The organism is Arthrobacter sp. A2-55, from assembly GCF_025548615.1.
Taxonomy (GTDB): Bacteria; Actinomycetota; Actinomycetes; order Actinomycetales; family Micrococcaceae; genus Specibacter; species Specibacter silviterrae.
In genome coordinates this window covers 34,917-55,033 of the sequence record NZ_JAJLOZ010000023.1, presented here as the reverse complement: position 1 = coordinate 55,033, position 20,117 = coordinate 34,917, and the positions used below count along the sequence as shown (strand labels likewise).

The window sequence follows — 20,117 nt, the reverse complement described above, 5'->3', positions numbered from 1 at the left end:
CGCACCCGTCGATGGGGTGTCCTCCCCATGCAGGACTCCCCATGCCCCGGAGGGACACGGCACCCCACCACCCGAAACTGCTACGCAGCCACCTTGTCCGGCAGCGGCTTGCGCGCCAGCCAGGCAGCCACCACGGCGCCGGAGATGTTGTGCCAGACGGAGAACACTGCCGAGGGCAGGGCGGCCAGCGGGGAGAAATGGGCCGTTGCCAGCGTCGCAGCCAGCCCGGAATTCTGCATGCCCACCTCAAATGCCAGGGCGCGGCGCGCCCGGGCGTCCAGCCGCCCCGCCTTGCCGGCCAGGTAGCCAAGGCCCAGGCCGAAGCCGTTGTGCAGGACAACGGCCAGGAAGACGATCCCGCCCGCTGCCACGATCTTCGAGGCAGAGCCGGCCACCACAATGGCCACGATCAGGGAAATGACGACGGCGGAAATCCACGGCAGTACGGGCAGCACAAAGTCCACCATCCGGTTGAGGAACAGCCGGGCCAGCAGCCCGGCCACGACGGGCAGCAGCACTGTCTTGAGAATGTCGAGCATCATGGCGCCTGCGTCCACATGGAGGAATGAGCCCGCCAGGAAGAGCGTCAGGGCAGGCATGACGATGGGGGCCACGAGGGTGGAGATCGTGGCAACGGCCACTGAGAGGGCCACATCACCCTTGGCCAGGTAAGCCATCACATTGGAGGACGTCCCGCTGGGTGCACAGCCCACCAGGATCACACCGGCCGCCAGTTCGGGGCTCAGGTGAAGGCCCGTGGCAATGAGCCAGCCGGCCCCCGGCATGATGACGTAGTGCGCTGCGAGGCCCAGGGCCACGGCCCACGGCCGCTTGGCGACGGCGGCAAAATCGGGCAGGGTCAGCGTCAGGCCCATGCAGAACATGATGATGCCGAGCAGGTACGGCACCGACGGGGCCAACGGTTTGAACGAGCCGGGGAGCAGGAACCCGAGGATTCCGGCCGCAATGACCAGCAGGGGAAAGATGGTGACGGCGATGAGCGCGGTGCGGTCCGGCCGGGCTGTTGAGGTGGTCTTTGGGGCGGTATTAGTTGACTGAGGCACCTGTTTATTTTCCGCCTTGTCCGCCCCTTGAACAAATCATCTCACTATTTGGATGTGAGGTCCGCGGCCGCCTCGGCGAAGTCCACCAGGGACCGCGCGAGCCTAAAATTGGTGCCGCGATGGCCGGCGCACGGTAGGGCGCCGGCCGGGCCTGCCACATGCTGTGGACTACATGGTGTGGACGATCAGGCCGATGTGGGTGAAATAGTTCATGGCGCCAAAGAGCAGGAATGCCAGCCCGGTCAGAAACCAGGCCACCCCGATGGTCTTGACCAGCCCGGCCGCTGCCGTGCCCGCCGTGCGGAGTTTTGCAATTGCAACGGGGAAGAGCACCGCGCCGACCCCGACGACGGCAAAGAGCCCGGACATGAAGGTCGCCTCAATCATGGGATAGGCGGCGAATGCCCCGGAAATCGGCTCCTGGGCGGGGGCGGCGAACAATTGGTAGGTGATGCCGGCGGCCGCGATGGCGAACAGGCTCAGTCCCAGCCCGCCAACGAAGAGGGACAATGGGCGGGCCGTAGTGGCGGCAAAAGCCACCGGGTCCACGGCGGACGCCAGAGCCGCACCGCGCTTCCACAGGTACAAAGCCGCCCCGAGCAGGAGCACGCCGAAGCCCAGGCTGGTTTCACCGAAAATGATGTTGTCGAACGGGAAGCCCCCTGCGGCGAGCGGCCAGGTCAGCGTCATGTGCAGGCCCGTGGCAGTGAGGATCACGCCGAGCACGCCAAATGCCAGGGACCAGCCGTCTGTGCTGAGTGTCGCATCCTTGTTGCGGCGCAGCCCGAAGAGGTCGCGGGCAAAAATGACCACGGCCAGCAATCCCGCTCCGGCCGCCAGTGACATGATGGTGTTGTAGGTGGGCATGGTCGCCCAGTCGATCTTGAGAGCTTCGGTTGCCATGCTCATGGTGCAATCGCTTTCCCTTAGGTGTGGGCCGCACGGTCCATTCATAAAGCCATACTGGTGTATGGCTTTTGATGTAGCGCCGGGGCGGGCGAAATTATTCCGGCTGGACCGCGGGCAGGGGGGTGGAGAAAATCAAGCAGCATCGCAGTCAGGCGAAGCAGGAGCTGATGGCGGCGGCCGCCGCGCGTCTGCTCATTGACGAGGGCCCCTCCGCCGTGACCCACCGTCGCGTTGCCGAGGCTGCCGGGCTGGCCGCAGGCTCCGGGAACTACTACTATCCCTCCAAGAAGGAGCTGTACCGGGCCGCCGTGGCAGGAGCCGAGGACCTGCGCGCCCAGAGCGCGCTGGGGATTGCCCGGAAATGCGTTGCCCTGACGAACACGGGCCGTGGATCCACCTTGGCCTGGGTTGCAGCGCAGCTCATGGCCATCTATTTTGCCCCCAGGCTGGGCCCGGACGTGGTCACCACCAGGCTCAATCCCATTCTCGAGGCCGGGCGCGACCCCGAGCTGCAGGAGATCATCCGCAACCACCAGCCGTTGTTGGGCGAGGCCTTGAACATCGGGCTGGAACGGATGGCCGGCCAAACCCTGGGGAACGAGGACCTGGAGCTGCTTATGCAATCGATAGGTGCGTCGCTCCTCTATGGCTTTGCCCTCGGAATGAATGACCCGCTCGACTACGCCGCCCGGCAGGTGGCCCGAATCCTGGAGCTGCTGGGTGTGCAAATTGCGTAAACGGCGGCATTTTTGCGTACGTCCGCTTCCAAAAACCGACAAGCCCAATCGGTGTGGGCTAGAACCCCATCGACGTGCGGTAGCGCTGCATCTGCTGGTGGCGGCGCTGCAGGCTGTCCCGGCGCGGGGTCTGCTCGGCGGAGGCTTCCTCGGCCGTCAGGTCAATGTGTCGCTGCCCAAACTGCCACAGCAGCAGGTCGTCCAGGAGCCGGTCGGGGCCGGGGGAGTAGCGGTGGTCCAGCGCCTTGCGGACGTGGGAGATGATGTCAGGCTGCAGCAGCGCCGCCAGGTCGATGGTCTGCGTGAGCCCGTGCGCATGGACCAGCTCGGCCGCCCAGCCCCAGTCGTCGTCGGCCTTCCTGTCCACATGGGGCAGCAGGGTCTGCCACACGGCCTTGATCCGGTTCGGGGTCAGTGACTCCCCTCCCTCGCCCTCGGCATCCCAATAGCTGGTGACGGTCTCGTACCGCTCGTGCAGTTCGGAGAACGCGGACTCCACGGTCTCCAGCATGGCCGCCGTGGCCGTGAACTGGCGGTCAAAGTAGGGGCTCCAGGCACGCGGATCCTGTGCCTTGAAGCGGATGTCATGCTCAATCTCGCTCCAGGCATGGGCGAATATGGTGCGGATCTGGCACTCAAAGAAGTAGCTGCCGCTGGCCTTGGCCTCAGGGTCCAGCGCCCCCTGGTAGGAGCGCACCACGGCGTTTTGGATGCTGCGCAGGATCAGGTGCCGGCTGGAGTAGCCGTACGTGCCGGACTCGATGGAGCCGATGTCCTTCTCCCTGTCCCCGCGGCAGTCAAAGATGTTCCGGCGGCGCTTGATCAGGTTCGCCACGTTCGCGTTTTCGCCCGGGAGCGTGGTGATGACGCGCACGCCCACCATGTCCGTGAGGTTGCGCAGCGGGTCCGGGAACTGCAGGGCGGGGGCGGCGCCCGGCTCCGGCACCACCATGCGGGACGCCTTTTCGCGGAACGATTCCACCGTTTTGGTCCGGCTGGTGACAAACAGGGGCTTGTCCTGGGCGTCCTCCATGACGTCCCGGACCAGGGATTCCATCTCCGAGGTGACCCGCTTCAGCTCCGGCAGGGCGCGCTCATAGGCCGCAACGGACGCCGTGACGGACGGCCGCAGTGATTCGTCAAGGCGTTCCCAATGGCTGCTCATATCCTCGAGCTTAAGCGCCGGACCCCTTCGGCGCGAGTAACGCGGGTAACAGGGGGTGGCGTCGGGCCGGATGGCCGTAGGCTGTTGCCATGCTGACGGTAATTGGTGAGACGTTGATTGATGAAGTGGTCCGCCCGGGGCGCGAAGCCGTGCCGCATGTGGGCGGCAGCCCCATGAACGTGGCCGTTGGCCTGGCCCGGCTGGGCCACCCCGTCCAGTTCCTGGGCCGCTTCGGCAAGGACGCGTACGGTGCCCTGGTGGCGGCGCACCTCAAGGAAAACGACGTGCTGGTTCCGGTCACCCCGGACAGCCGGCCCACCTCCATTGCCCGGGCCGTGCTGGACGGCAACGGCGCCGCCAGCTACGAGTTCACCCTGGACTGGGAACTGCCCGCCGCACTGTCCGGGCCGGACGGCATGCCCAACTTCATGCTGGCCGCCACCACCCTGCTGCACACCGGATCCATCGCCGCGATGCTGGCCCCCGGCGCGGACCAGGTGTTCAACGCCGTGGTGGCAGCCCACCCCTCAGCCACCATCAGCTACGACCCCAACTGCCGCCCCACCATCATCAAGGACGTGGCCTTTGCCCGCGCCCAGGCGGAAAAGTTTGTCCGCCTGGCGGATGTGGTCAAGGCCTCCGATGAAGACCTCGAATGGCTCTATCCGGGCACCGACCCGTTGGCGGCGGCCCGCAGGTGGCTGGCCGACGGCGGCGCGGAAGGCCCCGCCGTCGTGGTTGTCACCCGGGGCGGGGAAGGCCCGTGGGCGGTGTGCGCGGCCGGGGAGGCGGAGTGCGCCGTGCCGGCCGTGAAGGTGGTGGACACCGTGGGGGCCGGCGACTCCTTCATGGCGGCCCTGCTGGCCGCCCTGGTGGACCGCGAACTGGACGGTGCCCAGCGCCGCACCACCCTGCGCGCCATCACCGCCGAACAGCTCGAGGAACTGATCCGCTACGCCGCCCGGGCCGCCGCCATTACGGTCTCCCGCGCCGGCGCCAACCCACCCAACCGCACCGAACTGCAGGAAGGCTGAACCATGTTTGACTACGATCCCTACGCATTTCTCGCCCCCGTCCCCGGCTTCACGCTGGCCAGCACGTCCCTGGCCGACGGCGGCGCCATGCCCGTCAGGCAGGTCAACCCCGGAGGGCACCCGGACGGCAGGGACCTCTCCCCGCAGCTGGCCTGGTCCGGCTTCCCCGCCGCCACCCAAAGCTTCGCCGTGACCATGTACGACCCCGACGCCCCCACCGCCAGCGGCTTCTGGCACTGGGCCGTGGCAAACATCCCGGCGTCCGTGACCTCCCTGCCCGAAGGCGCCGGCTCCGGCAGCATGCCCGCCGGCTCGCTGACCCTGAAGAACGACGGCGGGTTCCCCGGTTACATGGGCTCGGCACCCCCCGCCGGGGACGGGCCGCACCGCTACATGGTGGTGGTCCATGCCGTGGACGTTCCGGCCCTGGACCTCGGCGCCGACGCCACCCCGGCCGTGCTCGGCTTCAACCTGCACTTCCACACGCTGGCCCGGGCCCGGATCACCGGCATTTTCGAGGTGGCATGACGCGGCTGCGCGGAAACAGGCCCGGCGAAGTTGGATAGCCTAGGGTATGCGCTTAATTGCCAGTGACATTGACGGAACCATCCTCGGACACGACGGAAAGATCAGCAGCCGCACCCTGGAGGCCTTCCAGGCCGCCGCGGAGGCAGGGATCGGCATCGTTTTCGTCACCGGACGGCCCCCGCGCTGGCTGGACCCCATCCGGGAGCAGGTGGGCCACACCGGAACGGTGATCTGCTCCAACGGCGCCGTCACCTACAGCCTGGAAAGCGAGTCCGTGGTGGCCTCGCACCTGCTGCCCTGGGAGACAGTCAGCCACGTCCGCGACATCATCTCCGGCCTGGCGCCCGAGCCCCGCTTTGCCCTGGAAAGCCTGGACGGATTCCATGTGGAGCCCGGCTTCCTCGGCGCGGAGCAGCCGCCGTCCCTGGCCGGCCTGGAACCGGAGCAGCTGACCCCCGCCATGGCCGGCGGCGGCATCATCAAAATGCTGGCCGTCCTCCACACGGGCAACGCCGACGACTTCCTGGACCTGGTCCGGCCCAAGGTGGGCGGCCTCATCTCCGTCACGCATTCCGCCCCCACGCTGGCCCTGCTGGAAATGGGCCCCCTCGGGGTCAACAAGGCCGTCACGCTCGCCGAATATGCCGCCTCGAAGGGGATCGCGGCGGCGGACGTGGTGGCGTTCGGGGACATGCCCAACGACATCGAGATGCTGGGCTGGGCCGGTGCCGGCTACGCAATGGCCAGCGGGCACCCTGACGCGCTCGCCGCCGCCGCGCTGACCGCCCCCCGCTTCGAGGACGACGGCGTTGCCCAGGTCATCGAGGCCCGCCTGGCCGCGCTGCGGCTGGCCTAGGCGGTGAAGACGGCCAGGGTCACGAAGCCCTACCTGGATTCGCCCATCCCGCTCGCCATCGCGCACCGCGGCTTCTGCCTGCAGGGTTGGGAGAACTCGCTCCCCGCGTTCCGGGCGGCCCTCGAGCTGGGCTACCAGTACCTCGAGACCGACATCAACACCACGGCCGACGGCGTCACGGTGGTCTTCCACGACACCTCGCTTGACCGGATCACCGACCGGGCCGGGCGGATCGCGGAGCTGCCGTACGCCGTCGTCCGCGAAGCACGCATCGGCGGGGAGCAGCCCATCCCCACCCTGCGTGAATTTGTTGAGGCGCTGCCCGCGGCGCGCTTCAACATTGACGTCAAGGACACAGGGTCCGCGGCAACGCTGGCGGCCCTCATCGAGGAGTTTGGCCTGCATGAGCGGGTGTGCGTGGCGTCTTTTTCCGGCCGGAGGCGCAAGGACGTGCTGTCGCGGCTGAGCCGGCCGGTGGCTAGCTCGCCGGGCCAAAAGCTGCTGCTGGCCTACGCGCTGCTCAGCCCGTGGCTGCCCATCCCCCTGCTGCGCGCCATGATGGCCGGCGTGGATGTGCTGCAAATCCCGCGCCGGGCCATGGGCGTGGACCTGGTGACGCGGCGTTCGGTGGGACGCGCGCACCGGGCGGGGCTGAAGATGCACGTCTGGACCATCAACGAGCCGGCGGACATGGACCAGCTCCTGGACCTGGGCGTGGACGGGATCATGACGGACCGCGCGGACCTGCTGGCCGCCGTCATGCGACGGCGCGGCTACTGGCCGGCGGGCCCCGGGGCGCCGGCGGCGACTGCGTAACATCCGCCCCGGGCTGGCAGGATGGGACCATGCGAATTTTGATTGCACCTGACAAGTTCAAGGGCACCCTGACCGGCGTCGAAGCGGCCGCCGCCATGAGCGAAGGCGCTCTCCGTGTTTACCCCGACGCCGTGGTGACCACCCTGCCCGTGGCCGACGGCGGCGAGGGAACCCTGGAGGCTGCCGTCGCGGCGGGCTTCCAGGAGCGCCTCAACGCCGTGGTGGGGCCAATCATCAAGCCCGTCGGAGCCGCCTGGGCGGTGCACCCGGAAACCCACGTGGCCGTCATTGAGACAGCCCAGGCCAGCGGCTACCTGCTTTCCGAGCCCACCGTCGAAAACGCGCTGCGGGCGCACTCCTACGGTTCCGGCCAGCTCATCGCCGCCGCGCTGGAGGCCGGCGCCACCGAGGTCATCATCGGCCTGGGCGGCTCCGCCATGACCGACGCCGGCTCCGGGGCCCTGCGCGCGCTGGGCCTGAAGCTCCTGGACGCTCATGGCAACCTGGTCCCGCTGGGCGGCGGCTCCCTCCTGGACGTGGCCGCGATCGATGCCTCCGGCCTGGACCCCCGCCTGGCCGGGGCGAAGATCCGCATGGCCGTGGACGTTGACAACCCGCTGTACGGCTACAACGGCGCCGCCCACATTTTCGGCCCGCAAAAGGGTGCGGACGCGGACGCCGTGGAGAAGCTCGACGCCGGCCTGCGCCACCTGGCGTCGTTGGTGCGGGAGAGCACCGGGGTGGACATCAACATTGAGGGCGCGGGCGCCGCCGGCGGCTTCCCGTCCCTGTTTGTGGCCTACGCCAATGCCTCGATTGAGCGCGGCTTTGACCTGGTTGCCGAAATGGTGGGCCTGGACGCCGCCCTTGACGGCGCGGACCTGGTCATCACCGGCGAGGGGTCCATGGATGAGCAGTCGCTGTCCGGGAAGGCGCCCATCGGCGTGGCGGACGCCGCCCACGCAAGGGGACTGCCCGTCGTCGTGGTGGCCGGGCGCATCAGCGTCACGCAGGCAGAACTGGCCGGCCACGGCGTCGTGGCGGCTGTCAGCGCCACCGACGTGGCAGGCTCCCCGGAGGCCGCCCTGGCCGACGCCGCCCGCTACACCGCGCGGGCCACCTCGGAAGCCCTCAACGGCATCTAGCCCCCCGTCGAAGTTGGAGATAACCACCTCCCCGGGGCAGCTCCGCGGTGGTTATCTCGAATGTCAACGGGGCGGGGGTCAGTGTTGCGCGGGTTCCTTCTCGGGCTCGAGGGGGTCGCCCGCCGTGCCGCGCCACTTCGCCAGCGCGTGCATGGAGTGGTAGACGGCCAGGGCGGCCCCGGTGCCGAGGGCAATGCCGGCAAACTGGAGCTGGCCGGCATTCCACGTGAAGTCGGCCACGCCAATGATGAGTGCGACGGCGGCCGTGGTCAGGTTGATGTTGTTGGAAAAGTCCACCTTGTTCTGCACCCAGATGCGCACGCCCAGGACGCCGATCATGCCGTACAGCAGCGTGGCGGCACCGCCCAGCACGCCCACCGGCACCGTGGCGATCAATTCGCCAAACTTCGGGGAAAAGCTGAGCAGCAGGGCTGCCGCACCGGCCACGTAGTAAGCGGCCGTGGAATACACCTTGGTGGCCGCCATGACGCCGATGTTTTCGGCATAGGTGGTGGTGCCGGAGCCGCCGCCCAGGCCGGCCAGGGTGGTGGCAACGCCGTCGGCTATGATGGCGCGGCCCGCATAGGGATCCAGGTCCTCGCCCGTCATCAGGGCCACGGACTTAACATGGCCAATGTTTTCGGCCACCAGGACCAGCACCACGGGGATGAACAGGCCCAGGACGGCAAAGTGGAACACGGGCGTCTGGAAGTGCGGCAGGCCGATCCACGCGGCCTCGTGGAGCTTGGAGAAGTCCACCTCGCCGCGCAGCACGGCCACCAGGTAGCCGGCCACCACGCCCACCAAAATGGCCAGCCGGCCCAGGATTCCGCGGAACAGCACGCTGACCAGGATGATGACCAGCAAGGTGGTGATGGCCGTGACGGGCGCCTTTTCAAAGTTGGACTTCGCGGACGGTGCCAGGTTCAGCCCGATCAACGCCACGATGGTGCCGGTGACCGGCGCCGGCATGAGGCGGTTGATCCAGGTGGCGCCAAATTTCTGCACCACCAGGCCCAGCACGGCCAGCGTTACGCCCGCCACCACAACCCCGCCCAGCGCCCCGGTCACGCCAAACTGCTGCTGCGAGGCCAGAATCGGGGCAATGAAGGCAAAACTGGAGCCCAGGTAGCTGGGGACGCGGCCCCGGGTGAGGACCAGGAAGAAGAGGGTGCCGATGCCGGAGAAGAACAGGGTGGTGGCCGGGGGCATGTGGGTCAGCAGGGGCACCAGGAACGTGGCGCCGAACATGGCCACCACGTGCTGGAGGCCGATCCCGACGGTCCGCGGCCAGCTCAGCCTCTCATCCGGTGAAACGACCTGGCCTGGCTTGATGGTCCTGCCATCCCCGTGGACGGTCCATTTGGTGCCCAACAAACTCATTGCGTGCCTCTTCCGTGCGCTGCTTCAACTGTGTGCGGCCACGGATAAGAATATCGGCATGGGCGCCCCGGCCGCGTCGGGAGGGCCGCCAACCACCCATTTCCGCGCTTCGCGACTAGGATCACGATATGTGTAGGCTCTTTGGACTGCATGCCGGAGCTGATCCGGTCAAGGCGACATTCTGGCTGCTCAAGGCCCCGGACAGCCTCTCCGAACAGAGCCGCCGCGAGCCCGACGGCACCGGCATCGGCATTTTCACGGCGGGCGGCCAGCCGGCAATTTCAAAACAGGCCATCGCCGCCTACGAGGACGCGGCATTTGCCACCGCGGCCCGTGAACTGGAAAGCACCACGTTCGTGGCCCACGTCAGGTACGCCACCACGGGCGCCCACACGGAGGCCAACACCCACCCGTTCGAACAGGACGGGCGCATCTTTGCGCACAACGGCGCCTTTGGCGAGCTGGACAAGCTCGACGCGCGGTTGGCCGGCTTGGGCGGCGCGGGCCTGGTCCGCGGGCAAACGGACAGCGAGCGGATGTTTGCCCTGGTCACGCTGGAAACCAGAAGGAACCGCGGCGACGTGGCGGCAGGAATCACTGCGGCAGTCGGCTGGATTGCCGGCAACCTGCCGGTTTACAGCCTCAACCTGGTCATGTCCACGGCCACGGAGCTGTGGGCCCTGCGGTATCCGGAAACCCACGAACTCCACGTCCTGGAACGCCAGCCGGGAGGGCACGCGGACGGCCGGCCGCTGGCGGTCGACTCCGCCCGCATTCACGGCCACAGCCAGGATTTGGCCGGGAAACGGTCGGTGGTGGTGGCCACGGAACCCATGGACGGCGATCCCGGCTGGCGGATGCTGGAACCGGGCGAGCTGCTCCATGTTGACGACGGCTTGAACCTGAAGTGCAGCCGGCCGCTGCTACCCGAGCCCGTCCGCCGGCTGGTGCTGGGCGGTCCCCAGCCGCCGGCAGGCGCTGCACCCTAGTCCGGGCGTCCCCCTGCACCATTCGCGTGGTGGCCGGGCTCAACCTGCAAAACCACGCCGAGCAGGTCGTTGAGGGCGTGGGACAGGGCGGGGTGGGCCAGTTCGTAGCGTGAACGGCGCCCCTCCGCCACCGCCACGGCGAGCCCGCAGTCACGCAGGCAGGACAGGTGGTTGGAGATGCTTTGGCGCGAGACCCCCAGTTTGTCCGCCAACGACGCCGGATAGCTGGGTGACTGCGCCAGCTCCATGAGGATTTGCGCCCGGGTGGGGTCTGAGATGGCGTAGCCAAACCGGGCCAGCACCGCAGCATTGCTAATGGGCTTCATTCTCAATATGGTACACCCTTTGATGGATTCAGCAATGGATGTACTATTGAGGCATGTCAGGACACGATCATTCCCACGGCCATTCGCGTGGCAGCGCCCCGGGGGAGACCCATCAGGGCCGCCTGCTGACAGCCCTCGGCGTAACGCTGGCCGTTTTTGTCCTCCAGGTCATCGGCGCGCTGCTGACCGGCTCCCTGGCCCTGCTCTTTGACTCCGCCCACGTCCTCACCGATGCCAGCGGACTGGCCATGGCGCTGCTCGCGGCCCGGCTCATGGCCCGGCCCTCGACCAACCGGCGCACCTGGGGCTTTGCCCGCGCCGAGGTGCTGGCCGCAACCGCGCAGGCTGCGGTGCTGCTCGCCGTCGGCCTGGTGGTTTTGGTGGAAGGCGTGCAGCGGCTGTTCCATCCCGCTGACATTGCCTCCGGGGAGATGATCTGGTTTGGAGCCATCGGCCTGGCCGGCAACGTCATTTCCCTGCTGGTGCTGATGGGCGGGCGCAGCAAGAACTTCAACATGCGAGCCGCGTTCCTGGAGGTCATGAATGACGCGCTCGGCTCGGTGGCCGTCATTGTGGCGGCCGTGGTCATTTCCACCACGGGCTGGATGCAGGCCGACGCCGTCGTGGCCATGCTGATCGGCGCGCTCATACTCCCGCGCACCGTGAAACTGCTGCTGGAAACCGTTGGCGTGCTGCTCGAATCAACCCCCGCCGGGCTGGACCTGGACAAAGTCCGCGCCCACATCTTGGAAATCGACCACGTCCGTGCCGTCCATGACCTGCACGCCAGCCAGATCGCCACCGGCCTGCCGATCCTTTCCGCGCACGTCGTGGTGGATGAAGAATGCTTCCACGACGGCCACGCCCCCGCCATGCTGGACCAGCTCCAGACGTGCGTGGCAGGCCACTTCTCAATCAGCATCGAGCACTCCACGTTCCAACTGGAGCCCGTGGGGCACGCCGAACACGAGCTCGGCGCCCATCACTGACGGGTGTGCGGCGGCTTGTGCCTGTCGTTAGGAGATGACGCCGTCGACCAGGGCCTTCGCCTCCGCCTGGACCTGGGCCAGGTGCTCGGCTCCCTTGAACGATTCGGCGTAGATCTTGTAGACGTCCTCGGTGCCGGAAGGGCGTGCCGCGAACCAGGCGCTGTCGGTGGTGACCTTCAGCCCGCCGATGGCCGCGCCGTTGCCGGGCGCCTCCGTCAGCTTCGCCGTGATGTCCTCGCCCGCCAGGGTGGTGGCCTTGACGTCGGCGGCGGACAGCTTGCCCAGCGCGGCCTTCTGCTCCCGGGTGGCTGCGGCGTCGATCCGCGCGTAGGCCGGCGCCCCAAAACGGTCAGTCAGCGCGGCATAGTGCGCCGAGGGTGACTTGCCGGTGACTGCCGTGATTTCCGAGGCCAGCAGCGCCAGCAGGATCCCGTCCTTGTCCGTGGTCCAGACTGAGCCGTCCCTCTTGACAAAGGAGGCGCCGGCGGATTCCTCGCCGCCAAACACGCCCTCGCCGGAGAGCAGGCCGGGGACAAACCACTTGAAGCCCACGGGAACCTCCACGAGCTTGCGGCCCAGATCGGCGGCCACCCTGTCAATGATGGAGGAGGACACCAAGGTCTTGCCCACACCGGCCCCGGCAGGCCACTGCGGGCGGTGCGTGTACAGGTACTGGATGGCCACTGCCAGGTAGTGGTTCGGGTTCATCAGTCCGGCGTCGGGGGTGACAATGCCGTGCCGGTCGGCGTCGGCGTCGTTCCCGGTGGCAATGTCGAAGGGTGCCCCGGCGGAGAGCTTGTTGATCAGGGATGCCATGGCAAACGGGGAGGAGCAGTCCATGCGGATCTTCTCATCCCAGTCCAGGGTCATGAACGCCCACTGCGGGTCCACGGTGGGGTTGACCACAGTCAGGTCAAGGTGGTGGCGCTCGCCGATCTCGCCCCAGTAGTCCACGGATGCCCCGCCCATGGGGTCGGCGCCGATGCGCACGCCCGCTGCGCGGACGGCGTCCAGGTCCAGGACGGAGGGGAGGTCGTCGACGTAGCTGGAGAGGAAGTCGAACTTGCCCGTGGTGGAGGCGTTCAGGGCGTCGGCCAGCGGCACGCGGCGCACCCCGCGCAGCCCGTCCTCGAGCAGGGCGTTGGCACGGTTGGCGATCCACCCGGTGGCGTCGGAATCAGCCGGGCCGCCGTGCGGGGGGTTGTACTTGAAGCCGCCGTCGGTGGGCGGGTTGTGGGAGGGTGTGACCACAATGCCATCAGCAACTCCCTCCGTGCGCCCCAAGTTGTACGTGAGGATGGCGTGGGACACGGCAGGGGTGGGGGTGAAGCCGTGGCGTGCATCGATCAAAACCTCGACGCCGTTGCCCGCCAGGACCTCCAGGGCCGTGTTTTGCGCCGGCTCGCTCAGGGCGTGGGTGTCTTTGCCCATGAACAGGGGACCGGTGAAGCCCTGCCCGTTGCGGTATTCAATGATGGCCTGCGTGATGGCAGCAATGTGGCCTTCGTTGAAGGATGTTTTCAGTGAGGAACCGCGGTGGCCTGAGGTGCCGAAGGCCACCCGCTGCGCCGGATCGGAGAGGTCCGGGGACAGGTCATAGTAGGCGTCCATCAACGCTGTGAGGTCAACAAGGTCCTGGGGAAGGGCAACAGTGCCCGCGCGGCTAGCCATGGTCCCAGCATGACAGAGCAGTGCCGCCGTTCGCACGCATTTGTCACAGTGTGGACCCTTTTGGGCCCAGGCATGCCGGGGCGGACCAAATGCTGGACTACGATGGAAGCCAAGTTTCCCCCATTCACTTGGCCCCGCACCGGGCCGCACCCAGCAGGAGCCACCCGTGTCCAACCAGCCGGATCAGCCGCAGCAATATCCCGGAACGCCTCCGGGCTACACGCCCCCCGGGTATACGGCCCCGCCCGGCCCGCCGCAGTCGGACGTGCCCTACACGCCGCCGTCGGACAATCCCTACGGCCAGCCGCCCTACGGCCAGAACCCCTACGGGCAACCGCAGTACGGCCAGAACCCGTACGGCGGGCCCGCCGGGCAGTTCCAGCAGCCTCAGTTTGCCCCGCCCACGTTTTACCAGGGCGGCCCCGGCTACATTGACGCCACCAGCGGCCCGCGCGGGCTGAGCCTGTCCAGCATGATCATCGGCCTGGTGTCGCTCTTCATTGCCGGCTGGTTGATAGTTCCGCAAATCGTGGGCATCGTGCTGGGCCACATCGGCATGAAGAAGGAAAGCCCGCAAGGCAAGCCGTTCTCCATCACGGGCCTGATCACCAACTACCTGGCGCTGGTGATCTACGTGGGGATCTATGCCTTCCTGGTCTTCCTGGCGTCGTCCCTGAGCTACGATCCGAACGCCAGCAGCAGCGAGTGGTCCTCGGTGGTTTCGGGCCTCTGAGCCGGCAAACCCAAGCACAGCAAAGCACGACGGCGGCCCCCAAACCCGGGGGCCGCCGTCGTGCTTAAAGAAGCGCTACAGCACCCCGGCCATGAGCCTTTTGATGGGCTTCGCCGCGAGGAGCAGCAGCGCGCCGAAGCCAATGGCCACGAGCCCGATCACCAGGAAGTACGGGGACTCGTTGGAGGGGTCGTACCACTGGGCGAGCACGCCGGACATGGCCGTGCCGAGCGAGACGGAGAGGAAGAACAGCGCCACCATCTGCGTCTGGAACGCGGCGGGCGCCAGCTTGGTGGCCAGCGACAGGCCCACGGGGGAGAGCAGCAGTTCTGCCACCGTGAAGAGCAGCAGAATGAAGACAATGGCCAGCATGGGCACCGCGGCCATGCCCGCAAACGGGATGAACGCCAGGTAGGCGGCGCCCATCACCATGAGCGACACGGCGAACTTCACGGGCGTGCCGGGCTGGCGGTTGCCCCATTTGGTCCACAGCGCGGCAAACACGCCGGCAAAGACAATGATGAACACCGGGTTGATCGAGCCCACCCAGCTGGCGGGCATCTCCCAGCCCAGCACGGTGCGGTCCAGGCGCTTGTCCGCGTACAGCGCCACCACCGTGAACTGCTGCTGGAACAGCGACCAAAACACGGCACTGGCAATGAACAGCGGGATGAAGGAATACACGCGGCTGCGCTCGGGGCCGGTCACGGTTTTGTTGGCCAGGATCACGGCAAAGTACGCCACCGCGGCCAGCACCACCACCGCCACAATGACCCACTTCAGGTTTTCGGCGGTGATCAGACCCAGGGCCACGGCTGCAATGATGAGTACGACGGCGGCACCCGCCAGGGCGCCCACCTTGCGGTAGTCCTTGGCTGGCAGCGGGTTTGGCACCTGGTGCGCCGATTCGGGCAGGTTTTTGCGGGTCAGGCCGTACTGGAGCAGGCCCAGTGCCATGCCGACGGCTGCGGCTGCGAAGCCGAGGTGGAAGCCCCACGTGACCTGCAGCCACCCGGTGACAAGTGGGCCCACCAGGCCGCCAATGTTGATGCCCATGTAGAAGATGGAGAAGCCGGCGTCACGGCGGCCGTCGCCCGAGGAGTACAGGGTGCCCACCAGCGAGGTTGCGTTTGCCTTGAGCCCGCCGGAGCCCACGCCTATCAGGATCAGGCCGGTGGCCAGGCCCGCCGCGCCGGGCAGCAGGGCCAGGGAAAGGTGGCCGGCCATGATCAGGATGGCGCTGTAGAAGAGCACCTTTTCGGAGCCGAGCAGGCGGTCCGCCACCCAGGCTCCCAGGATCGTGGACAGGTACACGCCGCCGCCGTAGGCACCCACAATGCCCAGGGCGGTGCCTTCGGCAATTCCGAGCCCGCCCTTGGTGACGGAGTAGTACATGTAATAGGCCAGGATGCCCTGCATGCCGTAGAAGGAGAACCGTTCCCACAGCTCAACACTGAAGAGGTTGAGCAGCATTTTCGGCTGTCCGAAGAACGATGTGTCGCGGTGGTCGGGGGTTGCCTCAGCCTCGGCGGCAGGGCTTTTGTATAAGCTCACTTGATCAATTTTTGCATTTATGACGTGGGACGTCACATTGGGGCGGGCCGCCGGGCGATACGCTTAACAGGATTGCACCCCTTTTAAGCAGGAGAAATGACCATGTCAGACATCATGAACGTCACGGTGGAGGAATTGGCTGGCGGCGCCGTGATATTGGATGTCCGTGAAGACTACGAGTGGGAGGCCGGGCACATTGACGGCGCCCTCCACATCCCCCTGGAGCAGCTCCCGGAGCGCCTGGACAGCCTGGACCCGGACGTGGACCTGAACGTCATCTGCCGCACCGGCGGACGTTCCTTCCGCGCCACGAATTGGTTGACCCAGAACGGCTACACGGCGTTCAACGTGGTGGGCGGCATGGGTGCCTGGCTTGAGGCTGGCAAGCCCATGGTCTCCGACAACGGCGAAACCCCGCGCGTCCTGTAAACCACATCCCTTCCACCTGACAGGCACCCCATGACTTCCGCGCCCGGCCCATCCACCCTGCCCTACACCTACCTGGGCCCGGAGGGGACGTTTACGGAGTCGGCCCTGCTGCAGGTTCCCGGCGCGGCCGCGGCGCCGCGCATCCCGTCCACCAACACTGCCGCCGCCCTGGCGAAGGTACGCGCCGGCGAGGCGCTGGCGGCCATGCTGCCCATTGAAAACTCCATTGAAGGCGGCGTTCCGGCCACCCTGGATGCCATTTCCGGAGGGGACGAACTGCGGATCCTGGCCGAGGCAGTGGTGCCGGTCAGCTTTGTCCTGGTGGCCCGGCCTGGCGTGTCCCTGGCTGACGTGACGCATGTGGGCACGCACCCGCACGCGTGGGCCCAGACCCGCGACTGGTTCCAAGCGAACCTGCCCGACGCCGTGCACGTGCCAAGCAATTCGACGGCGGCCGCCGCGTACGGCCTGCTGGAGGACCGCCCGGCCTACCAGGCAGCCGTTTGCGCGTCCCTGGTGGCGGAGCGGACCGGGCTGGCCGTGCTGGCGTCTGGCATTGAGGACAACATCGGGGCAGTGACCCGCTTTGTCCTGGTGGGCCGGCCCGGCCTGCTCCCGGCACCAACGGGAGCAGACAAGACCACGCTGTCAATTCCGCTGCCGGAGGACCGCCCCGGCGCCCTGATGGAGATCCTGGAGCAGTTTGCCAGCCGCGGCGTGAACCTCAGCCGCATCGAGTCACGCCCCACGGGCCAGTTCCTGGGCCACTACTCCTTCAGCGTGGACGTGGACGGCCATATCGGGGATGCCCGCGTGGCCGACGCCCTCCGCGGCCTGCACCGGGTGAGCCCGGGCCTGTCATTTCTGGGTTCGTATCCGCGGGCGGACCAACAGCCGCCGGTGGTCCACCCCTACAATGCGGACCAGGCGTTCGCGGAGGCCGACGCCTGGGTCAAGGCGCTGCTGGGCAGGTAGGGGCCGCCCCCTTTCAGGAAGTGCCGGGCAAGCCTATGCTTTGCATATCTGCGCAAGGAGTTTGCGCGGGTCGGGTGGAAACCACTGCGTTGCCACCCATGTCAGGGAAGGGGTGGCTCACAATGGTTTCTCCAGGAACCAAGGACAGCAGCGAGGAAGGCACCATTGTCAACCCGGGCACTATCGAGGGCCGGGACACCTCGGTGGGCGACGAGGGCGACGACGCCAATGAGCTGCGCTTTGACGAGGAAGAACGCCTGATCAAGGAGCAGTCGCTTCGCCCCGAAACCGACTAGCTCCGCGGCTGTTCGAACCGCAACAGCCGGAAAGTGCTACGCGGGCGTGTTGGGGGCCGCCACGCGCACCAGCACGGCCTTGTGCTCAACACTGACCTTGACCACGGTGGCCGTGCCCGACGGGTCGCCGTCGACCTGTGTCTCCACGGGCATCACGGTCCGGATGACCAGCTGCTGGGAGCGGTAAAAGTCAATGACAGGCAGGCGGTTATTGTGCTGGAAGACCACCTTGCCGACCATTGCCATCCAGCCGAGGGCGCTGCGCGGGCTGATGACCACCACGTCCAGCACGCCGTCGTCGATCAGGGCATTGGGGACAAAGTCGATGCCTCCCGGCAGCAGCCCGCAGTTGGCAAACAGCACCGAGCGGACCTTGCGCTGCTGGGCCGGCTGGTCGTCCAGGGCAATGCTGACCTTTTTGCGCCGGCCCGCCATGTGGCGCAGGCCGGCCTCGCTGTAGGCCAGCCAGCCCACGGACTCCTTCAGCTTGGAATTGGTGTCGTTCATGACTTCGGCGTCCATGCCCAGCCCGGCAATCACCATGAACGACTTCTTTGACACCGCCCCGGTGACTTCGTTCTCCAGCTCCATGAGGCCGGCGTCGATGTGCCTTTGGTGTCCGAACAGGGCCACCTGGACATTGCCGGCAATGTCGTTGACGTCCAGTTCCAGGTTGCGGGCCAGCAGGTTGCCCGTGCCCAGCGGGATGATGCCCAAGGGAACTTCGGTGTGCCGCAGGGCCTGGCCCACAGCGCGCACTGTGCCGTCGCCGCCGCCCACAATAACGACGTCGGCCTTCGCCTCCAGCGCCTGGCCCGCCATGGCGACCCCCGGGTCCTCCGCCGTTGTCTCCAGGAAGATGGGCTCCGGCCAGCCCGCCAGGCTGGTGGAGCGCAGCAGCAGGGTCTTGGCTGCGTCGGCACCTATCTTGGTGGGGTTGTAAATAAACGCCACCTTCTGCGCGTCCGCGTGGATTTTGTGGGGGGATTCGGCCACCGCGCTGCGCGTGTGCTTTTGGGCGAGCTTGCGCACACCCAGCCAGCTGAATCCCACAGCAAGCACGATGATGAGCACGATGATGGCGACGAGGGCTTCGGTAGGCATGATTCTCTAACCTTAGCCGTTCGACTTGGATTGATTCGATAGGCTTAGGGCGTGATCGATGTCAGAGACCTCAGCGAAAATCCCGAAAAATATCGCGCCAGCCAACGCGCCCGTGGGGCCGAGCCGTCAGTGGTGGATTCAATCATCGCCGCGGATGCAGCCAGGAAGTCCTCGATCAGCAGCTTTGAGTCCCTGCGTGCCGAGCAAAAGGCCTTCGGCAAGAAGGTGGCCGCAGCCAAGGGCGAGGAAAAGCTGGCCCTCCTGGCCGAGGTCAAAGAGCTGGCCGCCGCCGTCAAGGCAGCCTCCACAGCCGCCGACGACGCCGGTGCGGCCCAGGACGCCCTGGTCCGGGCCCTGCCCAACCTGGTCTCGGACGGCGTGCCCGAAGGCGGCGAGGACGACTTCATCACCGTCAAGACCGTCGGCACGCCGCGCGAATTCCCCGACTTCAGCCCGCGCGACCACCTGGAAATTGGCGAGCTCATTGGCGCCATTGACATGGAACGCGGCGCCAAGGTCTCCGGCTCGCGCTTCTACTTCCTGAAGGGTGTTGGCGCGCGCCTGGAAATGGCGCTGCTGCAGCTGGCCATGGACCAGGCCATCGAGGCCGGCTTCATCCCCATGATCACCCCCACCCTGGTCCGCCCGGAAACCATGGCCGGCACAGGCTTCGACGTCAAGCACGACGCCGAAATCTACCGCCTCGCCGAGGACGACCTTTACCTGGTGGGCACTTCCGAGGTGGCCCTGGCCGGCTACCACGCCGATGAGATCATCAACGTCGACGAACCGGTGCGCTACGCCGGCTGGTCCTCCTGCTACCGCCGGGAGGCTGGCGCCTCAGGCAAGGACACCCGCGGGATCATCCGGGTCCACCAGTTCAACAAGGTGGAAATGTTCGTCTACACCACGGTGGAAAAGGCCGCAGAGGAACACCTGCGGCTGCTGGCCTGGGAAGAGGAAATGCTGGCCAAGGTGGAACTGCCGTACCGCGTCATCGACACGGCCGCCGGCGACCTCGGCAACTCCGCCGCACGCAAGTTTGACTGTGAGGCCTGGGTGCCCACCCAGGACGCCTACCGTGAGCTGACCTCCACCTCCAACTGCACCACGTACCAGGCCCGCCGCCTGAACATCCGTGAGCGTGTGGCGGCGGACGACGGCGGCAAGGGCGGCACCCGCGCCGTGGCCACCCTGAACGGCACGCTGGCCACCACGCGCTGGATCGTCGCCATCCTGGAACACCACCAGAATGCAGACGGCTCCGTCAATGTCCCCGTGGCGTTGCAAAAGTACCTGGGCGGCATGGAAGTGTTCCCGGTCCTGTAGTCCCCGCGGCCCAAGATGGACGCCGGGTTAATACTCACACTGTGCACTTCGCTGTGAGTATTCACCCGGCGTTCATGGGTTTAAG

General features: G+C 67.1%; 21 protein-coding genes. 13 read left to right on the top strand and 8 right to left on the bottom strand.

From position 1 onward, the window contains the following. Positions 1–80: 80 nt before the first annotated feature. A complete protein-coding gene (locus LPN03_RS08490) occupies positions 81–1,064 on the bottom strand; it encodes a bile acid:sodium symporter family protein (RefSeq protein WP_165183306.1) in 984 nt (327 codons plus the stop codon). A gap of 168 nt (positions 1,065–1,232) precedes the next feature. Further along, entirely contained in the window at positions 1,233–1,973 is a 741-nt protein-coding gene (locus tag LPN03_RS08485; protein ID WP_165183305.1) for a DUF981 family protein, read from the bottom strand. A gap of 167 nt (positions 1,974–2,140) precedes the next feature. Between LPN03_RS08485 and LPN03_RS08480 the strand changes: the two genes are divergently transcribed. Further along, on the top strand, positions 2,141–2,710 hold the full coding sequence (locus LPN03_RS08480) for a TetR/AcrR family transcriptional regulator (RefSeq protein WP_165183304.1): 570 nt from the start codon (positions 2,141–2,143) through the stop codon (positions 2,708–2,710). 58 nt (positions 2,711–2,768) lie between these two features. Here the strand turns inward: LPN03_RS08480 and LPN03_RS08475 are convergent, their stop codons facing one another. Then, on the bottom strand, positions 2,769–3,875 hold the full coding sequence (locus LPN03_RS08475) for a GTP pyrophosphokinase family protein (RefSeq protein ID WP_262453887.1): 1,107 nt from the start codon (positions 3,873–3,875) through the stop codon (positions 2,769–2,771). Between the two features lie 89 nt (positions 3,876–3,964). Between LPN03_RS08475 and LPN03_RS08470 the strand changes: the two genes are divergently transcribed. The 5 genes from LPN03_RS08470 to LPN03_RS08450 are packed head-to-tail and all read left to right on the top strand — an operon-like array spanning position 3,965 to position 8,254. Continuing rightward, on the top strand, positions 3,965–4,909 hold the full coding sequence (locus LPN03_RS08470; protein WP_262453886.1) for a carbohydrate kinase family protein: 945 nt from the start codon (positions 3,965–3,967) through the stop codon (positions 4,907–4,909). A 3-nt stretch (positions 4,910–4,912) separates the two neighbouring features. Continuing rightward, complete coding sequence (locus tag LPN03_RS08465) at positions 4,913–5,437, top strand: YbhB/YbcL family Raf kinase inhibitor-like protein (RefSeq protein ID WP_262453885.1); 525 nt, start codon at positions 4,913–4,915, stop codon at positions 5,435–5,437. 46 nt (positions 5,438–5,483) lie between these two features. Then, a complete protein-coding gene (locus LPN03_RS08460) occupies positions 5,484–6,293 on the top strand; it encodes an HAD family hydrolase (RefSeq protein ID WP_165183300.1) in 810 nt (269 codons plus the stop codon). Between the two features lie 3 nt (positions 6,294–6,296). Continuing rightward, a complete protein-coding gene (locus LPN03_RS08455) occupies positions 6,297–7,109 on the top strand; it encodes a glycerophosphodiester phosphodiesterase (RefSeq protein WP_262453884.1) in 813 nt (270 codons plus the stop codon). A 29-nt stretch (positions 7,110–7,138) separates the two neighbouring features. After that, entirely contained in the window at positions 7,139–8,254 is a 1,116-nt protein-coding gene (locus LPN03_RS08450) for a glycerate kinase (protein WP_262453883.1), read from the top strand. A gap of 78 nt (positions 8,255–8,332) precedes the next feature. On the opposite strand, the gene LPN03_RS08445 is transcribed toward LPN03_RS08450, so the two are convergent. Then, a complete protein-coding gene (locus tag LPN03_RS08445) occupies positions 8,333–9,637 on the bottom strand; it encodes a uracil-xanthine permease family protein (protein ID WP_262453881.1) in 1,305 nt (434 codons plus the stop codon). Between the two features lie 128 nt (positions 9,638–9,765). Between LPN03_RS08445 and LPN03_RS08440 the strand changes: the two genes are divergently transcribed. Next, the gene (locus LPN03_RS08440; protein WP_262453880.1) at positions 9,766–10,626 is read left to right on the top strand and encodes a class II glutamine amidotransferase; all 861 of its coding nucleotides are present in this window, start codon (positions 9,766–9,768) and stop codon (positions 10,624–10,626) included. On the opposite strand, the gene LPN03_RS08435 is transcribed toward LPN03_RS08440, so the two are convergent. Continuing rightward, positions 10,623–10,952, bottom strand: a complete 330-nt coding sequence (locus tag LPN03_RS08435; protein ID WP_262453878.1) for an ArsR/SmtB family transcription factor — start codon at positions 10,950–10,952, stop codon at positions 10,623–10,625. The genes LPN03_RS08440 and LPN03_RS08435 overlap by 4 nt on opposite strands. 53 nt (positions 10,953–11,005) lie before the next feature. On the opposite strand from LPN03_RS08435, the gene LPN03_RS08430 reads away from it, so the two are divergent. Next, positions 11,006–11,941: a cation diffusion facilitator family transporter gene (locus LPN03_RS08430; RefSeq protein WP_262453877.1), complete on the top strand. Its 936-nt coding sequence runs from the start codon at positions 11,006–11,008 to the stop codon at positions 11,939–11,941. Positions 11,942–11,968: 27 nt separating this feature from the next. Here LPN03_RS08430 and pgm read toward each other — a convergent pair whose 3' ends face one another. Then, positions 11,969–13,612 carry a phosphoglucomutase (alpha-D-glucose-1,6-bisphosphate-dependent) gene (gene pgm, locus LPN03_RS08425; protein ID WP_165180456.1) on the bottom strand — a complete coding sequence of 548 codons (1,644 nt, stop codon included), beginning with the start codon at positions 13,610–13,612 and terminating at the stop codon, positions 11,969–11,971. Between the two features lie 166 nt (positions 13,613–13,778). Between pgm and LPN03_RS08420 the strand changes: the two genes are divergently transcribed. Next, positions 13,779–14,345 (top strand): DUF4190 domain-containing protein, encoded by a 567-nt coding sequence (locus LPN03_RS08420; RefSeq protein WP_262453876.1) that lies wholly within the window; start codon positions 13,779–13,781, stop codon positions 14,343–14,345. Positions 14,346–14,420: 75 nt separating this feature from the next. On the opposite strand, the gene LPN03_RS08415 is transcribed toward LPN03_RS08420, so the two are convergent. Continuing rightward, positions 14,421–15,899: a peptide MFS transporter gene (locus LPN03_RS08415; protein WP_262453874.1), complete on the bottom strand. Its 1,479-nt coding sequence runs from the start codon at positions 15,897–15,899 to the stop codon at positions 14,421–14,423. Positions 15,900–16,001: 102 nt separating this feature from the next. On the opposite strand from LPN03_RS08415, the gene LPN03_RS08410 reads away from it, so the two are divergent. From LPN03_RS08410 to LPN03_RS08400, 3 genes are all read left to right on the top strand, one after another. Then, positions 16,002–16,328, top strand: coding sequence for a rhodanese-like domain-containing protein (locus tag LPN03_RS08410; RefSeq protein WP_165180500.1), 327 nt, complete (start codon positions 16,002–16,004; stop codon positions 16,326–16,328). 30 nt (positions 16,329–16,358) lie between these two features. Then, positions 16,359–17,303, top strand: coding sequence for a prephenate dehydratase (gene pheA, locus LPN03_RS08405; protein WP_165180454.1), 945 nt, complete (start codon positions 16,359–16,361; stop codon positions 17,301–17,303). Between the two features lie 122 nt (positions 17,304–17,425). After that, positions 17,426–17,599, top strand: a complete 174-nt coding sequence (locus tag LPN03_RS08400) for a hypothetical protein (protein ID WP_165180453.1) — start codon at positions 17,426–17,428, stop codon at positions 17,597–17,599. A 36-nt stretch (positions 17,600–17,635) separates the two neighbouring features. Here the strand turns inward: LPN03_RS08400 and LPN03_RS08395 are convergent, their stop codons facing one another. After that, positions 17,636–18,703 carry a diacylglycerol/lipid kinase family protein gene (locus tag LPN03_RS08395; protein ID WP_262453872.1) on the bottom strand — a complete coding sequence of 356 codons (1,068 nt, stop codon included), beginning with the start codon at positions 18,701–18,703 and terminating at the stop codon, positions 17,636–17,638. 51 nt (positions 18,704–18,754) lie between these two features. Between LPN03_RS08395 and serS the strand changes: the two genes are divergently transcribed. Next, on the top strand, positions 18,755–20,032 hold the full coding sequence (gene serS, locus LPN03_RS08390; RefSeq protein WP_165180451.1) for a serine--tRNA ligase: 1,278 nt from the start codon (positions 18,755–18,757) through the stop codon (positions 20,030–20,032). Positions 20,033–20,117: the final 85 nt, after the last annotated feature.

Bases quoted from the DNA above. Each gene is read 5' to 3' on its own strand.
- LPN03_RS08395 (WP_262453872.1), bottom strand. From the start codon at position 18,703: ATGCCTACCGAAGCCCTCGTCGCCATCATCGTGCTCATCATCGTGCTT.
- LPN03_RS08485 (WP_165183305.1), bottom strand. From the start codon at position 1,973: ATGAGCATGGCAACCGAAGCTCTCAAGATCGACTGGGCGACCATGCCC.
- LPN03_RS08445 (WP_262453881.1), bottom strand. From the start codon at position 9,637: ATGAGTTTGTTGGGCACCAAATGGACCGTCCACGGGGATGGCAGGACC.
- LPN03_RS08450 (WP_262453883.1), top strand. From the start codon at position 7,139: ATGCGAATTTTGATTGCACCTGACAAGTTCAAGGGCACCCTGACCGGC.
- LPN03_RS08410 (WP_165180500.1), top strand. From the start codon at position 16,002: ATGTCAGACATCATGAACGTCACGGTGGAGGAATTGGCTGGCGGCGCC.
- LPN03_RS08460 (WP_165183300.1), top strand. From the start codon at position 5,484: ATGCGCTTAATTGCCAGTGACATTGACGGAACCATCCTCGGACACGAC.
- LPN03_RS08435 (WP_262453878.1), bottom strand. From the start codon at position 10,952: ATGAAGCCCATTAGCAATGCTGCGGTGCTGGCCCGGTTTGGCTACGCC.
- pgm (WP_165180456.1), bottom strand. From the start codon at position 13,612: ATGGCTAGCCGCGCGGGCACTGTTGCCCTTCCCCAGGACCTTGTTGAC.
- LPN03_RS08400 (WP_165180453.1), top strand. From the start codon at position 17,426: ATGGTTTCTCCAGGAACCAAGGACAGCAGCGAGGAAGGCACCATTGTC.
- LPN03_RS08470 (WP_262453886.1), top strand. From the start codon at position 3,965: ATGCTGACGGTAATTGGTGAGACGTTGATTGATGAAGTGGTCCGCCCG.
- LPN03_RS08475 (WP_262453887.1), bottom strand. From the start codon at position 3,875: ATGAGCAGCCATTGGGAACGCCTTGACGAATCACTGCGGCCGTCCGTC.
- LPN03_RS08430 (WP_262453877.1), top strand. From the start codon at position 11,006: ATGTCAGGACACGATCATTCCCACGGCCATTCGCGTGGCAGCGCCCCG.
- LPN03_RS08465 (WP_262453885.1), top strand. From the start codon at position 4,913: ATGTTTGACTACGATCCCTACGCATTTCTCGCCCCCGTCCCCGGCTTC.
- pheA (WP_165180454.1), top strand. From the start codon at position 16,359: ATGACTTCCGCGCCCGGCCCATCCACCCTGCCCTACACCTACCTGGGC.
- LPN03_RS08480 (WP_165183304.1), top strand. From the start codon at position 2,141: ATGGCGGCGGCCGCCGCGCGTCTGCTCATTGACGAGGGCCCCTCCGCC.
- LPN03_RS08440 (WP_262453880.1), top strand. From the start codon at position 9,766: ATGTGTAGGCTCTTTGGACTGCATGCCGGAGCTGATCCGGTCAAGGCG.